The organism is Klebsiella sp. R445 (assembly GCF_051131755.1).
Lineage (GTDB): Bacteria > Pseudomonadota > Gammaproteobacteria > Enterobacterales > Enterobacteriaceae > Klebsiella > Klebsiella lignicola.
Genome location: NZ_CP180446.1, coordinates 847,954 through 864,385, shown reverse-complemented (window position 1 = coordinate 864,385; position 16,432 = coordinate 847,954). Strand labels below are relative to the sequence as shown.

Sequence of the window (16,432 nt, the reverse complement as noted above, 5' to 3'; positions counted from 1 at the left end):
ATACGATCACAAATGCAGAATTATATCTTACTCATGCATAACACAGCTGTTTTATTCACTGCCTGTGGCGCAAAATAAGATAGTTATTCACTAATTATGCATTAGATGTGAATAATCTACTTTTGTAACTCCTTGATATTCCGTTATTGACCCCGGTTTATGCACTTTTACTGCTGGCTGGCACGAAGTGTGCAATCTACATTTACAGCGTAACAACTCATAATATTTAACATTATTAATACTTTTTATTTACCTGAAGAGGTCGATATGTCTCAGTCAATTACGCGTAGCAACTTTGATGAATGGATGATGCCGGTCTACGCGCCGGCGGCTTTTATTCCGGTACGTGGTGAAGGGTCGCGCCTGTGGGATCAGCAGGGCAAAGAGTACATCGACTTTGCTGGCGGTATCGCGGTTAACGCGCTTGGTCATGCTCACCCGCGACTGGTTAAGGCGCTGACGGAACAAGCCGGAAAATTCTGGCACACCGGCAACGGTTACACCAATGAGCCGGTCCTGCGTCTCGCGAAACAGCTTATCGACGCCACCTTCGCCGACCGGGTGTTCTTCTGTAACTCCGGCGCGGAGGCCAACGAGGCGGCGCTGAAGCTGGCGCGCAAATACGCCCACGATCGCTTCGGTAGCCAGAAAAGCGGCATCGTGGCGTTCAACAACGCTTTCCACGGGCGCACCTTGTTTACCGTCTCCGCCGGCGGACAACCGGCTTATTCTCAGGATTTTGCGCCGCTGCCGCCGCAGATCCAGCATGCCGCCTATAACGATCTCGACGCCGCCCGCGCGCTGATCGATGACAACACCTGTGCGGTGATTGTGGAGCCGATGCAGGGTGAAGGTGGCGTAGTGCCCGCCGACCCGGCGTTTCTGCGCGGCCTGCGTGAACTCTGCGATACCCATCAGGCGCTGCTGATTTTTGATGAAGTCCAGACCGGCGTGGGGCGTACCGGCGAGTTGTACGCCTACATGCGCTATGGCGTGATACCGGATCTGCTGTCGACGGCGAAAGCGCTGGGCGGCGGTTTCCCGATTGGCGCGCTGCTGGCGAGCGAAACTTGTGCCAGCGTCATGACGGTAGGGACCCACGGGACCACCTATGGTGGGAACCCGCTGGCCTGTGCGGTGGCGGGTGAAGTGCTGTCCATCGTCAATACGCCGGCGGTGCTGAACGGCGTTAAGCAACGTCATCAGTGGTTTAGCGAACGACTGAACGCCATTAACGCCCGTTACGGCCTGTTCAAGGAGATCCGTGGCATGGGGTTGCTGATCGGCTGCGTGCTGAACGATGCCTGGGCCGGCAAGGCGAAAGCCATTAGTACACAGGCTGCGGAAGACGGGCTGATGATTTTGATTGCCGGGGCCAACGTGGTGCGTTTCGCCCCGGCGCTGATTGTGAGTGAGGAAGAGGTGAACACCGGGCTGGATCGCTTTGAGCTGGCCTGCCGCCACTTCCTCGCGGGAGCATCATCATGATGGTGATCCGTCCGGTTGCGCCAGACGATCTGGCCGGTCTGATGATCCTTGCCGGGGAAACCGGCGGCGGGCTGACGTCGTTGCCGGCGGATGAAGCGACGCTGGCGGCACGCATTGAGCGCTCAATGAAGACCTGGCGTGGAGAGCTGCCAAAAAGCGAACAGGGTTACGTGTTCGTGCTGGAAGACAGCGTCAGCGGCAAGGTGGTGGGGATTTGTGCCATTGAAGTGGCGGTAGGGCTGAACGATCCCTGGTACAACTACCGCGTGGGGACGCAGGTGCATGCCTCGAAAGAGCTTAATGTCTACAACGCACTGCCGACGCTGTTTCTCAGCAACGATCACACCGGCAGCAGCGAGCTGTGCACGCTGTTTCTCGACCCCGCCTGGCGTAAAGAGGGCAACGGCTACCTGCTGTCGAAATCGCGCTTTATGTTTATGGCCGCGTTTCGCGAGCACTTTAATGAAAAAGTGGTGGCGGAGATGCGCGGCGTGATTGACGAGAATGGCTACTCGCCGTTCTGGGAAAGCCTCGGGAAACGCTTTTTCGCTATGGAGTTTTCCCGCGCTGACTACCTGTGCGGCACCGGGCAAAAAGCTTTTATTGCTGCCTTAATGCCCAAGCATCCGCTGTATATCGACTTTTTATCCGACGAAGCGCGTGCGGTGATCGGCGAGGTACACCCGCAAACCGCGCCGGCTCGTGCGGTGCTGGAGAAAGAAGGGTTCCGTTATCGCAACTATATCGACATCTTCGACGGCGGGCCGACGCTGGAGTGTGACATTGACCGGGTGCGGGCGATTCGGAAAAGCCGGATGGTCACCGTGGCTGAAGGACAGCCTGCGCCGGGGGAATGGCCGCTTTGCCTGGTGGCCAATGAACAGTATCAGCAGTTTCGCGCCATGCTGGTTGCGGCCGATCCGCAGACCGATCGCCTGCTGTTAAGCCCCCGCGAACTGGATGTCCTGAAATGCCACGCTGGCGACTCGCTGCGGTTGGTTCAGCTGATCCCTGAGGAGAAAAAATCATGAGTTTGTGGATTAACGGCGACTGGCAGAGCGGACGCGGCCCGGCCCGCACTAAAACCGACCCGGTCAGCCAGGTGCTGCTGTGGCAGGGCAACGACGCCGACGCCGGGCAGGTTGCCCTGGCGGTGAAGGCCGCGCGCCAGGCGTTCCCGGCGTGGGCCAGGCAGCCATTCAGCGCCCGGCAGACGATCGTCGAAAAATTTGCCGTGCTGCTGGAGACGCACAAAGCCGCGCTGACGGCGATTATCGCGGCGGAAACCGGCAAGCCGCAATGGGAGGCCGCCACGGAAATCGGCGCGATGATCAACAAGATTGCGATCTCGCTGAAAGCCTACCATAGCCGTACCGGTGAAGCACAGACCACCATGAGCGATGGTGCGGCAACGCTGCGCCACCGGCCTCACGGGGTGCTGGCGGTATTTGGTCCCTACAATTTCCCCGGGCATCTGCCTAACGGCCATATCGTGCCGGCGCTGCTGGCCGGAAATACGCTGGTGTTCAAGCCCAGCGAACTGACGCCCAACAGCGGCGAGGCGGTGGTGAAACTGTGGGCCGAGGCGGGTCTGCCGCCGGGGGTGTTGAACCTGCTCCAGGGCGGACGGGAAACCGGCGAAATGCTGAGCGCCCGGCCGGATATTGACGGGCTGTTGTTCACCGGCAGTTCGGCGACCGGCTTTCAGCTGCATCGCCAGCTGGCCGGGCAGCCAGAAAAAATTCTGGCGCTCGAAATGGGAGGCAATAACCCGCTGATCGTTGATGAACCGCAGGATATTGATGCGGCGGTGCATCTGACTATTCAGTCGGCCTTTATCACCGCCGGGCAGCGCTGCACCTGCGCGCGTCGGCTGCTGGTGAAGCGGGGCGAAACCGGCGATCGTTTTCTTGACCGATTAGTGACGGTGTCACAAAACGTGATTCCCGGCACCTGGGATGCTTCCCCCCAGCCGTTCATGGGAGGATTGATCTCTGCCCAGGCGGCGCACAAGGTCCATCAGGCCTGGCTCAAACTGGTTGCCAGCGGTGGCACCACGCTGCTGGAGCCGCGGCTGCTGCAGGCCGGTACCTCGCTGCTGACGCCGGGGATTATCGAGCTGACGGAAGTAGCCGGGGTCGCGGATGAAGAGGTCTTCGGGCCGCTGCTTGGGGTCTGGCGTTATGACGATTTTGATCAGGCGATAGCGCTGGCGAACGCCACCCGCTTCGGCCTCTCATGCGGGCTGATCTCGCCCGACCGGGAGAAATTCGACCGCCTGCTGCTGGAGGCGCGCGCCGGGATCGTCAACTGGAATAAACCGCTGACCGGCGCGGCCAGTACTGCACCCTTTGGCGGGACCGGTGCCTCCGGTAACCATCGCCCAGGGGCGTGGTACGCCGCGGATTATTGCGCCTGGCCGATGGCAAGCCTCGAAACGCCAACGCTGAGCATGCCGGAAACCCTCAGCCCTGGTCTCGACTTTTGGCGGGGTGGGTCACAATGAAAGCCTGGGAGCTGAATCTTGACGGGCTTCCTGGCCTGACCCATCACTACGCCGGGCTTTCTTTTGGCAATGAGGCCTCGACCCGCCACCGCTACCGGGTCTCCAGCCCGCTGCTGGCGGCACAGCAGGGGCTCAAGAAGATGAAAGCGCTGGCGGATGCCGGGTATCCGCAGGCGGTGATGCCGCCGCAGGAGCGCCCGAATGTGCCGCTGTTGCGCCAGTTGGGCTTCAGCGGCAGCGACCCGCAGGTCATCGAGAAGGCGGCCCGTCAGGCACCGGATCTGCTGTCGGCGGTCAGTTCGGCTTCGTCGATGTGGGTAGCTAACGCGGCTACGGTGTCGCCCTCTGTCGATTCGCTCGACGGTCGGGTCCACCTGACCGTTGCCAATCTTAACGATAAATTCCATCGTGCCAGCGAAGCGCCGACCACGGAGGCATTGCTGCGGGCGATCTTTCCCGACCCGCAACATTTTGCGGTCCATTCGGCGCTCCCACAGGTGGCGCTGTTCGGCGATGAAGGGGCGGCCAACCATAACCGGCTGGGCGCGGAGTATGGCGCTCCCGGTCTGCAGCTCTTTGTCTATGGCCGTCAGCAGGGCGGTAATGATGAGCGGCCGCAGCGTTATCCGGCGCGACAGACCCGCGAAGCCAGTGAAGCGGTCGCGCGCCTGAACCTGGTTAACCCGCGGCAGGTGATTTTTGCCCAGCAGAACCCGGCGATCATCGACAAAGGCGTGTTTCATAACGATGTGATTGCGGTCAGCAATCAGCAGGTGCTGTTTTGCCATGAGCAGGCGTTTGTCGATCAGTCTCAGCTGATGCAGCAACTGGCCGGGCAGGTCGCCGGTTTTACGCCGGTCGTGGTGCCGACCCGCGCCGTCAGCGTAGAAGATGCGGTGGCGACCTATCTGTTCAACAGCCAGCTGCTGAGTAAATCCGATGGCGCGATGCGTTTGATTTTGCCTCAGGAGGCGCGGGAGCATGCCGGGGTCTGGCGCTATCTGAACCAGCTGCTGGCGGAAGCTAACCCAATTGATGAACTGCAGGTGTACGACCTGCGCGAAAGCATGGCCAACGGCGGCGGTCCGGCCTGTCTGCGCTTGCGAGTGGTGGTGCGCGAAGAGGAGCTTCGGGCTGTCAACCCGGCGGTGATGATGAACGATGCACTATTTGCCACCCTCAATGACTGGGTCGAACGCTACTATCGCGACCGTCTGACCCAGGCGGATCTGGCTGACCCGCAGTTGCTAAGCGAAGGCCGCGAGGCTCTCGACCGGCTGACGCAAATCCTGCAGCTCGGTTCCGTCTACCCGTTCCAGCACTAGCTGCGGTCGTGTTTATCTTTTCAAGGAGGCGTCGTGGACGACTTTCTGGCATTAACTCTGGCGGGGCGCTTGCCCCACCATTTTCATGGCGAAACCGCCCATTTTCGCTGGCACTGGCTGGATTGCGGGGTGCTGCAACTGACTCCGCACGCCCGCTGTGAGCGCTCGCTGGTGCTCTCATCAGGTCTGCACGGCAATGAAACCGCGCCGGTGGAAATGGTGCATGATCTGCTCCAGCAACTGTTTACCGGCGAGCTACCGCTGCGCTGGCGGCTGCTGGTGGTTTTTGGCAACCCTGGCGCGTTACGCGCGGATAAACGCTACCTCGATAGCGATATTAACCGGATGTTTGGTGGGTGCTGGCAGCAGTTTCCCGCCGGTGAGGAGACCCGCAGAGCGCGTCTGCTGGAAAAGACGCTGACCCGGTTTTATGCCGCCTCTACGGGACTGCGCTGGCACCTGGATTTACATACCGCCATCCGCGGGTCGCGACATACGCGCTTCGGCGTGCTTCCGGCGCGGGAAACGCCGTGGGACGAGGGATTCTTACACTGGCTCGCAGGAGCCGGGCTGGAGGCGCTGGTGTTTCATCAGCAGCCGGCGGGAACCTTCAGTCATTACAGCAGTGAACATTTTGACGCGCTCTCCTGCACTCTTGAGTTGGGTAAGGCGCTACCGTTTGGGGAGAATGACCTTGCGCAATTCGCTGTCACCCGCAAGGCCTTAATGCGTCTGCTGGTGGGAGATCTGACGGTGGTTGACAGCGACGCGGCGCCGCTGCGCTACCGGGTGGTGCAGCAGATCATCCGCAAGAGTGATAATTTCCAGCTGCATATGTCGGCGCAGACCCTCAACTTTACCGCCTTCACCGCCGGTACCCTGCTGGCAGAAGATGGCGAGACACGTTACACGGTGGAGAAGGCGCAGGAGTACGTGCTGTTTCCTAACCCTTCGGTGGCGACGGGCCTGCGCGCCGGGCTGATGCTGGAGCGCATCCCCTGAATATCTTCGCCGCTCATGCGGGCGGCATCGTTAATTTTTCACCGCCATTTTTTAGTTCCGTTCTTATTTTTTCGTGCTTTGAGATTTGATTGCGGATTATTCCTGGATAAATGCTTTGTTTTTAATCTGTGTTGCTTTATAGTTTTGGTTAATGTCATTAAAAACAGCCTGTTAAATAACATTTGTTGCAATTATTTTCCTCCATTCCTTATTTTCTCCATAATTGGTGAGAAACTGTTTATTACACTTTCATTGTTTTACTCTTGCTCTGACTAATTGACGATAAACGTCGTAAAGTTTATCTCGTCAACACGGCAAATCGCCGTAAGAATAACGTAAAGTAAGGACTGATTATGAAGAAGATTACTGCTCTGTTTGTTGCCTCTACCCTGGCCCTGGGCGCTGCTAACCTGGCCCACGCTGCTGATACCACTGCAACACAAACCGAAAGCAAACCGATGATGCACCATAAAGGGATGCACGGCGGCCCGCACGAGATGATGTTCAAAGGTCTGAATCTGACCGATGCGCAAAAACAGCAGGTCCGCGACATCATGAAAGGCCAGCGCGACAACATGAAACGTCCGTCACTGGACGAGCGCCGCGCGATGCATAACCTGATCGCCAGCGATACCTTCGATAAAGCGAAGGCAGAAGCGCAGATTGACAAGATGGAAGCCCAGCACAAAGCAATGGCGCTTTCCCGTATGGAAACCCAGAACAAGATCTACAACATCCTGACGCCGGAACAGAAAAAACAGTTCAATGCGAATTTTGAGAAGCATCTGACAGATCGCAAAGCGCCAGAAGGTAAAATGCCTGCATCAGCTGAGTAATTCAGCGCACTGAATGAAGACCGCCGGTCTTGCCCAACACTTGCCGTATGGCATTGGGCAGGACCGGCGGTTTTTTCGTTTGTGCGGTACAGGTTTTTTGTTCTTCGCTGCAAAAAATAACCCCGGCAGAGGCCGGGGTTGTGTCGTCAGCAGGGCAGGCGCTATTTTTTCCAGAAATCGTCGAAGACGGTGATCGGCGGGCGGCGCTTATGCTCGGTTTTCAGATACCAGCCTTCAATGATGCCCGCGGTTTTGGCATCCAGCGTTTTGCCTTCCAGATAGTCGTCGATATTTTCGTAGGTCACACCAAGTGCCACTTCATCCGGCAGGGACGGGCGGTTGTCTTCCAGATCGGCGGTCGGGAGCTTCTTATAGAGATGCTCCGGGCAGCCTAATTGCGCCAGCAGCTGTTTGCCCTGGCGTTTATTGAGGCGGAAGATCGGGTTGATGTCCGTACCGCCGTCACCGTATTTGGTGAAAAAGCCGGTAATCGCCTCTGCGGCGTGGTCGGTGCCGACCACCACACCGTGGGTCATGCCGGCAATGCTGTACTGCGCTTTCATGCGTTCACGGGCTTTCTCATTGCCGCGAACAAAGTCGCTGAGCTCGATGCCGGCTTCACGTAGGGCCTGCTCGCTGGCCAGCACGGCACCTTTAATATTCACCGTCAGCACGCGATCGGGCTGAATAAAGGCGATGGCGTCCTGACAGTCCTGCTCATCTGCCTGAACGCCGTAGGGCAGGCGCACGGCGATAAACTGCAGCTCCGTCTTCCCGGTTTCCGCACGCAGTTCATTGATAGCCTGCTGGCACAGTTTCCCGGTCAACGTTGAGTCCTGGCCGCCGCTGATGCCCAACACCAGTGACTGTATAAAAGGATAGGTCTGCAAATAGGATTTCAAGAAATCCACGCTGCGGCGGATCTCGCCTTCAGCATCAATCTGGGGCTTAGCACCCAGCGCCTGAATAATTTCGTGTTGTAGCGTCATCGCGCCCTCCGGGAAGTGAATCTGTTTGGCTGCCAGTTAGGGTTTAAGCTACCTCTTTGACGGTAAAACGACAAGGATCACAGTTTTGACTGATGCAAAAGAAGGCAATCAACGACATATACCCGTCATACTTCAAGTTGCCTGGGTGTTGGCTGCACCCGCGCACCCCAGTCACTTACCTGAGTAAGCTCCTGGGGATTTACGGCTTTGCCGCCTACAAGCAACTCGAATTATTTAGGGTATAGATATTTTTTATTAGAAAGATCTTAAATTTAGCCGATTTGGACCTTCAGCTTGAAAAATAACGGTTTTTATTCCAGGCTTATTAACACACGAATAAAAGAGGACGGAATATGAACAAGCATTTTGCAGGATTTTTAGGCGCAGCAGCAGTATTGACCATTCTGGCTGGTTGTACTGCCTACGATCGTACCGCTGACCAGTTCACGCAGCCGGTAGTTAAAGATGTGAAAAAAGGCATGACCCGTTCACAGGTCCTGCAGATCGCGGGTAAACCGGCATCTGAGGTCACCATGATCCACGCTCGCGGAACCTGCCAGACCTACATCCTGGGTCAACGAGATGGTAAAATGGAGACCTACTTTGTCGCCCTCGATGAGACCGGGCACGTCATGAACTCTGGCTACCAGACCTGTGCCGAATACGATACCGACCCGCGCACGACTAAGTAGTTCATCACGCTTAGATCTACGAAAGCCCGACCACCGGTCGGGCTTTTTCATGAGCACTGATGCTTATTTAATTGCGCGAATTATTTGAGGGAAATGTGAAGGTTGTCAAAACGCGAGGTCAATGAGAGACAATTTTGATTAACCAGGAATTATCCAGGTCCCGAGCGATGCCGTATACTCAATGCATAAACAATATTAATCGAAATGACGACACGCCTTAGCCGGCTTTCAGACTTAAGGTGATTCTGAAGCCGCCAGGTCTTACAAATTGAGGAAGCGCTCATGGAAAAGAAACACATCTATTTATTCTGTTCGGCTGGAATGTCTACATCACTACTGGTCTCAAAAATGCGGGCGCAGGCAGAAAAATATGAAGTGCCGGTCATCATTGAAGCCTATCCGGAAACCCTGGCTGGAGAAAAAGGCCCGCAAGCTGATGTCGTATTATTAGGCCCACAAATTGCGTATATGCTTCCAGAAATTCAGCGGCTGTTGTCGAATAAGCCGGTGGAAGTTATCGACTCGACGCTGTATGGCAAAGTCGATGGTTTAGGTGTCCTGAAAGCGGCCGTTGCGGCCATTAAGAAAGCTGCTGCACAATAATTTTATTTTAAAACTCGATATCTTTTCGTGATTTCGCTGGGGAAATTGTCCACAGCGGTAATATGGAACTGGCGAAAAAGTGAAAGGTGAGAGTTTATTTCCCGTCAAAGAGTAATTTCATACATCATGCCGTAATTATTCGATTACGGCTTTAAAGGGTATTTGATATGAGTAAAGTGATTGACTCGCTTGAAAAGGTACTCCTTCCTTTTGCTGTTAAAATAGGAAAGCAACCGCACATCAATGCGATTAAAAACGGCTTTATTAAATTAATGCCGCTGACCCTTGCGGGGGCCATGTTCGTATTAATCAACAACGTATTTTTGAGCTTTGGTGAAGGTTCTTTCTTCTATTCAATGGGTATTCGCCTGGATGGCTCAACCATTGAAACATTAAACGGCTTTAAAGCCATCGGCGGAAACGTTTATAACGGTACGTTAGGCATTATGTCGCTGATGGCGCCATTCTTTATCGGCATGGCGCTGGCTGAAGAGCGAAAAGTCGATCCGCTGGCGGCAGGTCTGCTGTCGGTTGCGGCATTTATGACCGTGACTCCCTACAGCGTGGGCGAAGCCTATGCGGTCGGTGCCAACTGGCTGGGTGGGGCGAACATTATCTCGGGCATGATCATCGGCCTGCTGGTGGCAGAAATGTTCACCTTTGTTATCCGTCGCAACTGGGTTATCACCCTGCCGGATAGCGTACCGGCCTCGGTATCGCGTTCATTCTCAGCGTTGATTCCGGGTTTCCTGATCCTGTCCGTATTCGGCATTATCTCGTGGCTGTTGGCGAACCATGGCAGCAACTTCCACCAGATTATCATGGACTCCATCTCCAAACCGCTGGCGTCAATGGGCAGCGTGGTGGGCTGGGCTTACGTTATCTTCAACTCCCTGCTGTGGTTCTTTGGTGTACACGGTTCACTGGCGCTGACCGCGCTGGATAACGGCATCATGACCCCATGGGCGCTGGAAAACATCGCGCTGTACAACCAGTACGGTTCTGTTGAAGCTGCTATCGCCGCGGGTAAAGAGTTCCACTTCTGGGCTAAGCCGATGCTGGATTCCTACATTCTGCTGGGTGGTTCCGGGGCAACGCTCGGCCTGATTATCGCCATCTTCATCGGTTCACGCCGTGCGGATCACCGTCAGGTGGCTAAGCTGGCGCTGCCGTCAGGCATCTTCCAGATTAACGAGCCGATTCTGTTTGGTCTGCCGATCATCATGAACCCGGTGATGTTCATCCCGTTCGTCCTGATTCAGCCGATTCTGGCGGCGATTACGCTTGCTGCCTACTCGATGGGGATTATCCCACCGGTGACCAACCTGGCACCGTGGACCATGCCTACCGGCCTCGGCGCGTTCTTTAACAGTAACGGCAGTATCGCTGCACTCTTCGTGGCGCTGTTCAACCTGGGTGTGTCGGTGCTGGTTTACCTGCCGTTCGTGGCGGTCTCCAATAAGGCGCAGGCGGTGATTGAAGAGCAGGAAAGCGAAGAAGATATCGCTAACGCACTGAAATTCTGATGTCGAGCGGTACGGGAGCACTCCCGTACCGCCTGAGAAACGAGGGAATAATTATGTTTGATCTGGACCATATCGACGCAGTTGCTGCACCTGAGAACGACCTCGAAGAGGTTGTGATGGGGCTGATTATCAACTCCGGACAGGCCCGCAGCCTGGCCTATGCTGCACTGAAGCAGGCAAAGCAGGGCGACTTCGCCGCCGCTAAAAACATGATGGAGCAGTCGCGCCTGGCGCTGAGTGAAGCACATCGTGTACAGACCCAACTGATTGAAAGCGATGAAGGTGAAGGTAAAATGAAGGTCAGCCTGGTGCTGGTTCATGCGCAAGATCATTTGATGACCTCAATGCTGGCACGTGAACTGGTTGCCGAATTGATTGAGCTGCACGAGAAGGTACAATAGGCCATCTACACGATGAGGCAGCCAAAGATGATAACCACCGAGATCAGTACCGCCAGAGAACAGCAGCTTTTCAACGGCAAAGATTTTCATGTGGTTATTTACAACAAAACGGAAAGCGTAAGCGGGCTTCACCAGCATGATTATTACGAGTACACCATCGTTTTAACCGGGCGTTATTACCAGGAAATCAACGGTAAACGGGTGCTGCTGGAGCGCGGGGATTTTGTCTTTATCCCAATGGGGTCGCATCATCAGAGCTTTTATGCTTTTGGCGCGACACGCATTCTTAACGTGGGTATCAGCAAGCGTTTCTTTGAGAAACACTATTTACCGCTGCTGCCGTTTGGACTGGTCGCTTCACAGGTCTACGCTGTCAAAAGCACCTTTCTTAGTTATATCGAGTCGGTGATTGCTTCGCTGAATTTTCGCGATACCGAATTTGACGAATTTATTGAACTGGTGTCGTTTTATACCATTAACCGTTTACGGCATTACCGCGAGGAGCCGGTGCAGGATGTCATTCCGCAATGGCTGAAAAATACCGTCGAGGATATGCACGATAAACTGAAGTTTGGCGAAGGGGCGCTTGAGAATATGATTGAGCGTTCCGGGAAAACTCAGGAATATTTAACCCGGGCGACCCAGCGCTATTATGGTAAGACGCCGATGCAGATTATTAATGATATTCGCATCAATTTCGCGAAAAAACAGCTGGAAATCACCAACTATTCGGTCACTGATATTGCCTATGAGTCGGGATACAGTAGCCCAAGTCTGTTTATTAAAACATTCAAACGGCTGACCTCTTTTACCCCGAGCAATTATCGTAAAAAGCTGACCAGCATTAATTAATCCGGGGCGGAATGTTCCGCCTCAGACACTATTCAAGTTACTGTCCGTGTAGATGCGGAGGGTAGGCTACGTGCAATTCGCGATGCCAAAAGGGAGAGTAAAATGAGCCAGAAATTAAAAGTTGTCACGATCGGCGGCGGAAGCAGCTACACCCCAGAATTACTGGAAGGGTTCCTGAAACGTTATCACGAGCTGCCGATAACGGAACTGTGGCTGGTGGACGTGGCGGAAGGCCAGGAAAAACTCGATATTATTCATGCACTGTGCGAGCGCATGGTGGAAAAAGCCGGCGTGCCGATCAAGGTCTACAAAACGCTGGATCGCCGTGCCGCCCTCGAAGGTGCTCACTTCGTTACCACCCAGTTGCGCGTCGGCCAGCTTAAGGCCCGAGAAAAAGACGAGCGCATTCCGCTCAGCCACGGCTATCTTGGTCAGGAAACCAACGGTGCAGGTGGGTTGTTTAAAGGCCTGCGTACCATTCCGGTAATTTTTGATATCGTCAAAGACGTGCAGGAAATCTGCCCGGATGCCTGGATCATCAACTTTACCAACCCGGCCGGGATGGTTACCGAAGCGGTCTATCGTCACACCGGCTTCAAACGTTTCATCGGCGTCTGCAATATTCCTATCGGCATGAAAATGTTCATCACCGACGTGCTGCAGCTGAGCCCGAGCGATGAGCTGTCTATCGATCTGTTTGGTCTGAACCACCTGGTGTTCGTGCGCGATGTGCTGGTTAACGGCGTGTCTCGTTTCGACGAGCTGCTGGATGGTGTCGCAGCCGGCACCCTGAGCGCCAACTCGGTAAAAAACATCTTCGATCTGCCGTTCAGCGAGGGGCTGATTCGCTCTCTGCGCCTGATTCCGTGCTCCTATCTGCTGTACTACTTCAAGCCAAAAGAGATGCTGGCTATCGAAATGGGAGAGTATTACAAAGGCGGCGCCCGTGCCCAGGTGGTGCAGAAAGTCGAGAAACAGCTGTTCGAGCTGTATAAAAATCCGGATCTCAACGTCAAACCGAAAGAGCTGGAGCTGCGCGGCGGGGCCTATTACTCCGATGCGGCCTGCGAAGTCATCAACGCCATCTACAATGACAAGCAGACCGAGCACTACGTCAACATTCCACACCATGGCCATATCGATAACATCCCGGCCGACTGGGCGGTGGAAATGACCTGTACGCTGGGCCGTGACGGGGCAACCCCGACGCCACGTATTACTCATTTCGATGAGAAAGTGCTGGGGCTGATTTATACCATCAAAGGGTTTGAAGTAGCGGCCAGCCAGGCGGCGATCAGCGGAGAGCTTAACGATGTGCTGCTGGCGCTGAATTTAAGCCCGCTGATCCATTCTGACCGCGATGCCGAACTGCTGGCGCGTGAAATGATCCTGGCGCACGAAAAGTGGCTACCAAACTTTGCGGCGACCATTGAAAAACTGAAACACTAACAGGAGCGGCCGATGGAACGCGTGTTAATCGTTAATGCCGACGATTTTGGCCTGAGTAAAGGCCAGAACTACGGGATTATTGAAGCCTGCAAAAATGGACTTGTCACGTCGACAACGGCGCTGGTCAACGGGGCGGCTATTGGTCACGCCGCCCAGCTGAGCCGCAGCGTCCCGGAGCTGGGCATCGGGATGCATTTTGTCCTGACGCTGGGCGAGCCGTTATCGGCCATGCCGGGGCTGACCCGCGAGGGACGGTTAGGCAAGTGGATCTGGCAGATGGCGGAAGAAGACAGCCTGCCGCTGGACGAAATCGCGCATGAGCTGGAGTGCCAGTATCGCCGGTTTGTCGAGCTGTTTGGCTGCGAACCGACGCACATCGACAGCCATCATCATGTGCATATGATCGCCGGGATTTACCCGATTGTGGCCGCGTTTGCCCGCGAAAAAGGGGTGGCGCTGCGTATTGACCGCCAGCTCGCCCAGCGGGATGGCCTGGCGCAGGACGCGGCGCGCAGCAGCGACGGCTTTACCAGCGAGTTTTACGGCGAGGCCATTTCTGAAGCGCTGTTTTTGCAAACCCTCGATGATTCCATTCAACGTGATGAAACATCGCTGGAAGTGATGTGTCACCCGGCATTTGTTGATAACACCATCATGGGGAGCGCCTATTGCTACCCGCGCCTGGCGGAGCTGGAGGTGCTGACGTCGGCATCGCTGAAGTATGCGATTGCTGAACGCGGTTATCGTTTAGGAACCTATCGCGACGTGTAATCTGAAGCACGCAGGGGAGGCTTGTCCTCCCCTGATTTCATCTCAACCCACTCTCTGATATTCCGCCAGCCGCACTGAACGTACAACGTTAGGGGCGACGAAAGGGGCTGCAATCGGCTATCATAGCTGATTATGTTTCCCGCTTTGTTTAGTGAATCTATCGGTTATGAAAACACTTCGCCAACAAAATCGCCCTGTCATTAGCTACGTGCCTCGAGTGGAGCCAGCCCCGCCGGAACACGCCGTCAAAATGGACGGTTTTCGCGATGTGTGGCTGCTGCGGGGTAAATATGTCGCGTTCGTGCTGATGGGCGAGAACTTCCGGCGTTCACCGCCGTTTACTCTGCCAGAGGCGGCACAACGCTGGGCCATGCAGACCCGTCAGGAAGGCGATATCGCTTCCTGATAGCCCAGTGAACCATAAAAAAAACCGCAGAGTTAACCCTCTGCGGTTTTTTTATGCCTGCCGGAAAGGGCGGTTAGCGATGCGCCAGTTCGGCGTCTTCTTCGCTGTCGAGAATCGTTTTGTCGGTCTGGCGCAGCCACTGGCTGGTCAGGGTGCCGGCGGTCATTGAGCCGCTGACGTTGAGGGCGGTACGGCCCATATCGATCAGCGGTTCAACGGAGATCAGCAGAGCGACCAGCGTCACCGGCAGCCCCATCGCCGGCAGCACGATCAGCGCCGCAAAGGTCGCGCCGCCACCGACGCCAGCAACGCCGGCAGAGCTGACGGTAACCATGCCGACCAGGGTGGCGATCCACAGCGGGTCAAGCGGGTTGATACCGACGGTTGGTGCGACCATGACTGCCAGCATCGCCGGGTACAGGCCCGCACAGCCGTTCTGGCCGATAGTCGCCCCGAAGGAAGCTGAGAAGCTGGCGATAGATTCCGGTACGCCCAGACGACGGGTTTGCGCTTCGACGTTCAGCGGAATAGAAGCGGCGCTGGAACGGCTGGTAAAGGCAAAGGTCAGAACCGGCCACACCTTACGGAAGTATTTCAGCGGGCTCACGCCGTTGATCGCCAGCAGCAGACCGTGCACCACAAACATGATGCCGAGCCCAAGATAAGAAGCCACCACAAAGCTGCCCAGCTTAACGATGTCCTGCAGATTGGAACCGGCCACAACTTTGGTCATCAGCGCCAGCACGCCGTACGGCGTTAACTGCATTACCAGACGTACCAGCTTCATCACCCAGCCCTGCAGGGTGTCGATGGCGGTCAGCACGCGTTGGCCCTTGGCGACGTCGTCTTTCAGCAGCTTCAGCGCCGCGACGCCGAGGAACGCGGAGAAGATAACGATGCTGATGATTGAGGTCGGGTTGGCGCCGGTCAGGTCAGCAAACGGGTTTTTCGGAATGAAAGAGAGGATCAGTTGCGGGACGCTGAGGTCGGCAACTTTGCCAACGTAATTGCTCTGAATGGCGTTGAGGCGGGCGGTTTCCGCTGTGCCCTGCACCAGACCTTCGGCGGTCAGACCAAACAGGTTGGTCACCAGTACGCCGACCAGCGCGGCGATCAGGGTGGTGAACAGCAGTGTACCGATGCTCAGGAAGCTGATTTTGCCCAACTGAGAAGCGTTATGCAGACGCGCAACCGCACTCAGAATCGAGGCAAATACCAGCGGCATCACGATCATTTGCAGCAGTTGGACGTAGCCATTGCCGACGATGTTGAACCACTGAATGGAGTCTTTCAGCACCTGGCTGTCAGAACCGTAGATCAGCTGCAGCGCCAGGCCGAATACCACGCCGACCACGAGGCCGACCAGGACTTTTTTGGCGAGGCTCCACTGTTTATGCCGCGTTTGCCCCAGCGCAAACAGTAAAACCGCGAACACGATAACGTTCGCTATTAATGGAAAATTCATCCCCGTTCTCCTGATTTGTTTTTTATCTGGCTGGTCTGTTACCAGCGCTATGGGCGCAAGGTTAGCAGAAGCGGAATTCATTACTTATATTCAAATGGAATTGATTATAACTAATCTGCAT

Annotated in this window: 16 protein-coding genes; 14 read left to right on the top strand and 2 right to left on the bottom strand. The window is 55.6% G+C overall.

What is annotated here, in order from left to right:
- Nucleotides 1–267: 267 nt before the first annotated feature.
- The 6 genes from astC to spy all read left to right on the top strand — a co-directional run bounded on the left by astC (nt 268) and on the right by spy (nt 7,157).
- Nucleotides 268–1,488 (top strand): aspartate aminotransferase family protein, encoded by a 1,221-nt coding sequence (gene astC / locus ACMYSN_RS03980; protein WP_462497088.1) that lies wholly within the window; start codon nt 268–270, stop codon nt 1,486–1,488.
- On the top strand, nt 1,485–2,519 hold the full coding sequence (gene astA / locus ACMYSN_RS03975; protein ID WP_462497087.1) for an arginine N-succinyltransferase: 1,035 nt from the start codon (nt 1,485–1,487) through the stop codon (nt 2,517–2,519). Before astC ends, astA begins: the two co-directional genes overlap by 4 nt.
- A complete protein-coding gene (gene astD / locus ACMYSN_RS03970; protein ID WP_462497086.1) occupies nt 2,516–3,994 on the top strand; it encodes a succinylglutamate-semialdehyde dehydrogenase in 1,479 nt (492 codons plus the stop codon). Before astA ends, astD begins: the two co-directional genes overlap by 4 nt.
- Nucleotides 3,991–5,319, top strand: coding sequence for an N-succinylarginine dihydrolase (gene astB / locus ACMYSN_RS03965; RefSeq protein WP_462497085.1), 1,329 nt, complete (start codon nt 3,991–3,993; stop codon nt 5,317–5,319). Before astD ends, astB begins: the two co-directional genes overlap by 4 nt.
- A gap of 33 nt (nt 5,320–5,352) precedes the next feature.
- Nucleotides 5,353–6,321 (top strand): succinylglutamate desuccinylase, encoded by a 969-nt coding sequence (gene astE, locus ACMYSN_RS03960; protein ID WP_462497084.1) that lies wholly within the window; start codon nt 5,353–5,355, stop codon nt 6,319–6,321.
- Between the two features lie 350 nt (nt 6,322–6,671).
- Nucleotides 6,672–7,157 (top strand): ATP-independent periplasmic protein-refolding chaperone, encoded by a 486-nt coding sequence (spy, locus tag ACMYSN_RS03955; RefSeq protein WP_462498194.1) that lies wholly within the window; start codon nt 6,672–6,674, stop codon nt 7,155–7,157.
- 161 nt (nt 7,158–7,318) lie between these two features.
- Here the strand turns inward: spy and nadE are convergent, their stop codons facing one another.
- Nucleotides 7,319–8,146: an ammonia-dependent NAD(+) synthetase gene (gene nadE / locus ACMYSN_RS03950; protein ID WP_123754006.1), complete on the bottom strand. Its 828-nt coding sequence runs from the start codon at nt 8,144–8,146 to the stop codon at nt 7,319–7,321.
- Nucleotides 8,147–8,499: 353 nt separating this feature from the next.
- Here nadE and osmE point away from each other — a divergent pair, with 353 nt between their 5' ends.
- The 8 genes from osmE (at nt 8,500) to cedA (ending at nt 14,846) form a co-directional block, all read left to right on the top strand.
- The gene (osmE, locus tag ACMYSN_RS03945) at nt 8,500–8,838 is read left to right on the top strand and encodes an osmotically-inducible lipoprotein OsmE (RefSeq protein WP_123754007.1); all 339 of its coding nucleotides are present in this window, start codon (nt 8,500–8,502) and stop codon (nt 8,836–8,838) included.
- 282 nt (nt 8,839–9,120) lie between these two features.
- On the top strand, nt 9,121–9,441 hold the full coding sequence (chbB, locus tag ACMYSN_RS03940; RefSeq protein ID WP_123754008.1) for a PTS N,N'-diacetylchitobiose transporter subunit IIB: 321 nt from the start codon (nt 9,121–9,123) through the stop codon (nt 9,439–9,441).
- A gap of 167 nt (nt 9,442–9,608) precedes the next feature.
- Nucleotides 9,609–10,967 (top strand): PTS N,N'-diacetylchitobiose transporter subunit IIC, encoded by a 1,359-nt coding sequence (gene chbC, locus ACMYSN_RS03935; protein ID WP_123754009.1) that lies wholly within the window; start codon nt 9,609–9,611, stop codon nt 10,965–10,967.
- Between the two features lie 53 nt (nt 10,968–11,020).
- Nucleotides 11,021–11,368 carry a PTS N,N'-diacetylchitobiose transporter subunit IIA gene (gene chbA / locus ACMYSN_RS03930; RefSeq protein ID WP_123754010.1) on the top strand — a complete coding sequence of 116 codons (348 nt, stop codon included), beginning with the start codon at nt 11,021–11,023 and terminating at the stop codon, nt 11,366–11,368.
- Nucleotides 11,369–11,395: 27 nt separating this feature from the next.
- Nucleotides 11,396–12,220: an AraC family transcriptional regulator gene (chbR, locus tag ACMYSN_RS03925; protein ID WP_462497083.1), complete on the top strand. Its 825-nt coding sequence runs from the start codon at nt 11,396–11,398 to the stop codon at nt 12,218–12,220.
- 102 nt (nt 12,221–12,322) lie between these two features.
- Nucleotides 12,323–13,669: a 6-phospho-beta-glucosidase gene (locus ACMYSN_RS03920; protein WP_123754012.1), complete on the top strand. Its 1,347-nt coding sequence runs from the start codon at nt 12,323–12,325 to the stop codon at nt 13,667–13,669.
- A 12-nt stretch (nt 13,670–13,681) separates the two neighbouring features.
- A complete protein-coding gene (gene chbG / locus ACMYSN_RS03915; RefSeq protein WP_462497082.1) occupies nt 13,682–14,440 on the top strand; it encodes a carbohydrate deacetylase in 759 nt (252 codons plus the stop codon).
- Between the two features lie 166 nt (nt 14,441–14,606).
- Nucleotides 14,607–14,846: a cell division activator CedA gene (gene cedA, locus ACMYSN_RS03910; RefSeq protein WP_154143687.1), complete on the top strand. Its 240-nt coding sequence runs from the start codon at nt 14,607–14,609 to the stop codon at nt 14,844–14,846.
- Between the two features lie 73 nt (nt 14,847–14,919).
- Here the strand turns inward: cedA and ACMYSN_RS03905 are convergent, their stop codons facing one another.
- Nucleotides 14,920–16,311 (bottom strand): L-cystine transporter, encoded by a 1,392-nt coding sequence (locus ACMYSN_RS03905; RefSeq protein WP_123754015.1) that lies wholly within the window; start codon nt 16,309–16,311, stop codon nt 14,920–14,922.
- Nucleotides 16,312–16,432 lie beyond the last annotated feature (121 nt).

Bases quoted from the DNA above. Each gene is read 5' to 3' on its own strand.
- ACMYSN_RS03905 (WP_123754015.1), bottom strand. From the start codon at position 16,311: ATGAATTTTCCATTAATAGCGAACGTTATCGTGTTCGCGGTTTTACTG.
- astD (WP_462497086.1), top strand. From the start codon at position 2,516: ATGAGTTTGTGGATTAACGGCGACTGGCAGAGCGGACGCGGCCCGGCC.
- chbC (WP_123754009.1), top strand. From the start codon at position 9,609: ATGAGTAAAGTGATTGACTCGCTTGAAAAGGTACTCCTTCCTTTTGCT.
- astC (WP_462497088.1), top strand. From the start codon at position 268: ATGTCTCAGTCAATTACGCGTAGCAACTTTGATGAATGGATGATGCCG.
- astB (WP_462497085.1), top strand. From the start codon at position 3,991: ATGAAAGCCTGGGAGCTGAATCTTGACGGGCTTCCTGGCCTGACCCAT.
- astA (WP_462497087.1), top strand. From the start codon at position 1,485: ATGATGGTGATCCGTCCGGTTGCGCCAGACGATCTGGCCGGTCTGATG.
- osmE (WP_123754007.1), top strand. From the start codon at position 8,500: ATGAACAAGCATTTTGCAGGATTTTTAGGCGCAGCAGCAGTATTGACC.
- cedA (WP_154143687.1), top strand. From the start codon at position 14,607: ATGAAAACACTTCGCCAACAAAATCGCCCTGTCATTAGCTACGTGCCT.
- chbA (WP_123754010.1), top strand. From the start codon at position 11,021: ATGTTTGATCTGGACCATATCGACGCAGTTGCTGCACCTGAGAACGAC.
- ACMYSN_RS03920 (WP_123754012.1), top strand. From the start codon at position 12,323: ATGAGCCAGAAATTAAAAGTTGTCACGATCGGCGGCGGAAGCAGCTAC.
- chbR (WP_462497083.1), top strand. From the start codon at position 11,396: ATGATAACCACCGAGATCAGTACCGCCAGAGAACAGCAGCTTTTCAAC.
- chbG (WP_462497082.1), top strand. From the start codon at position 13,682: ATGGAACGCGTGTTAATCGTTAATGCCGACGATTTTGGCCTGAGTAAA.
- nadE (WP_123754006.1), bottom strand. From the start codon at position 8,146: ATGACGCTACAACACGAAATTATTCAGGCGCTGGGTGCTAAGCCCCAG.
- chbB (WP_123754008.1), top strand. From the start codon at position 9,121: ATGGAAAAGAAACACATCTATTTATTCTGTTCGGCTGGAATGTCTACA.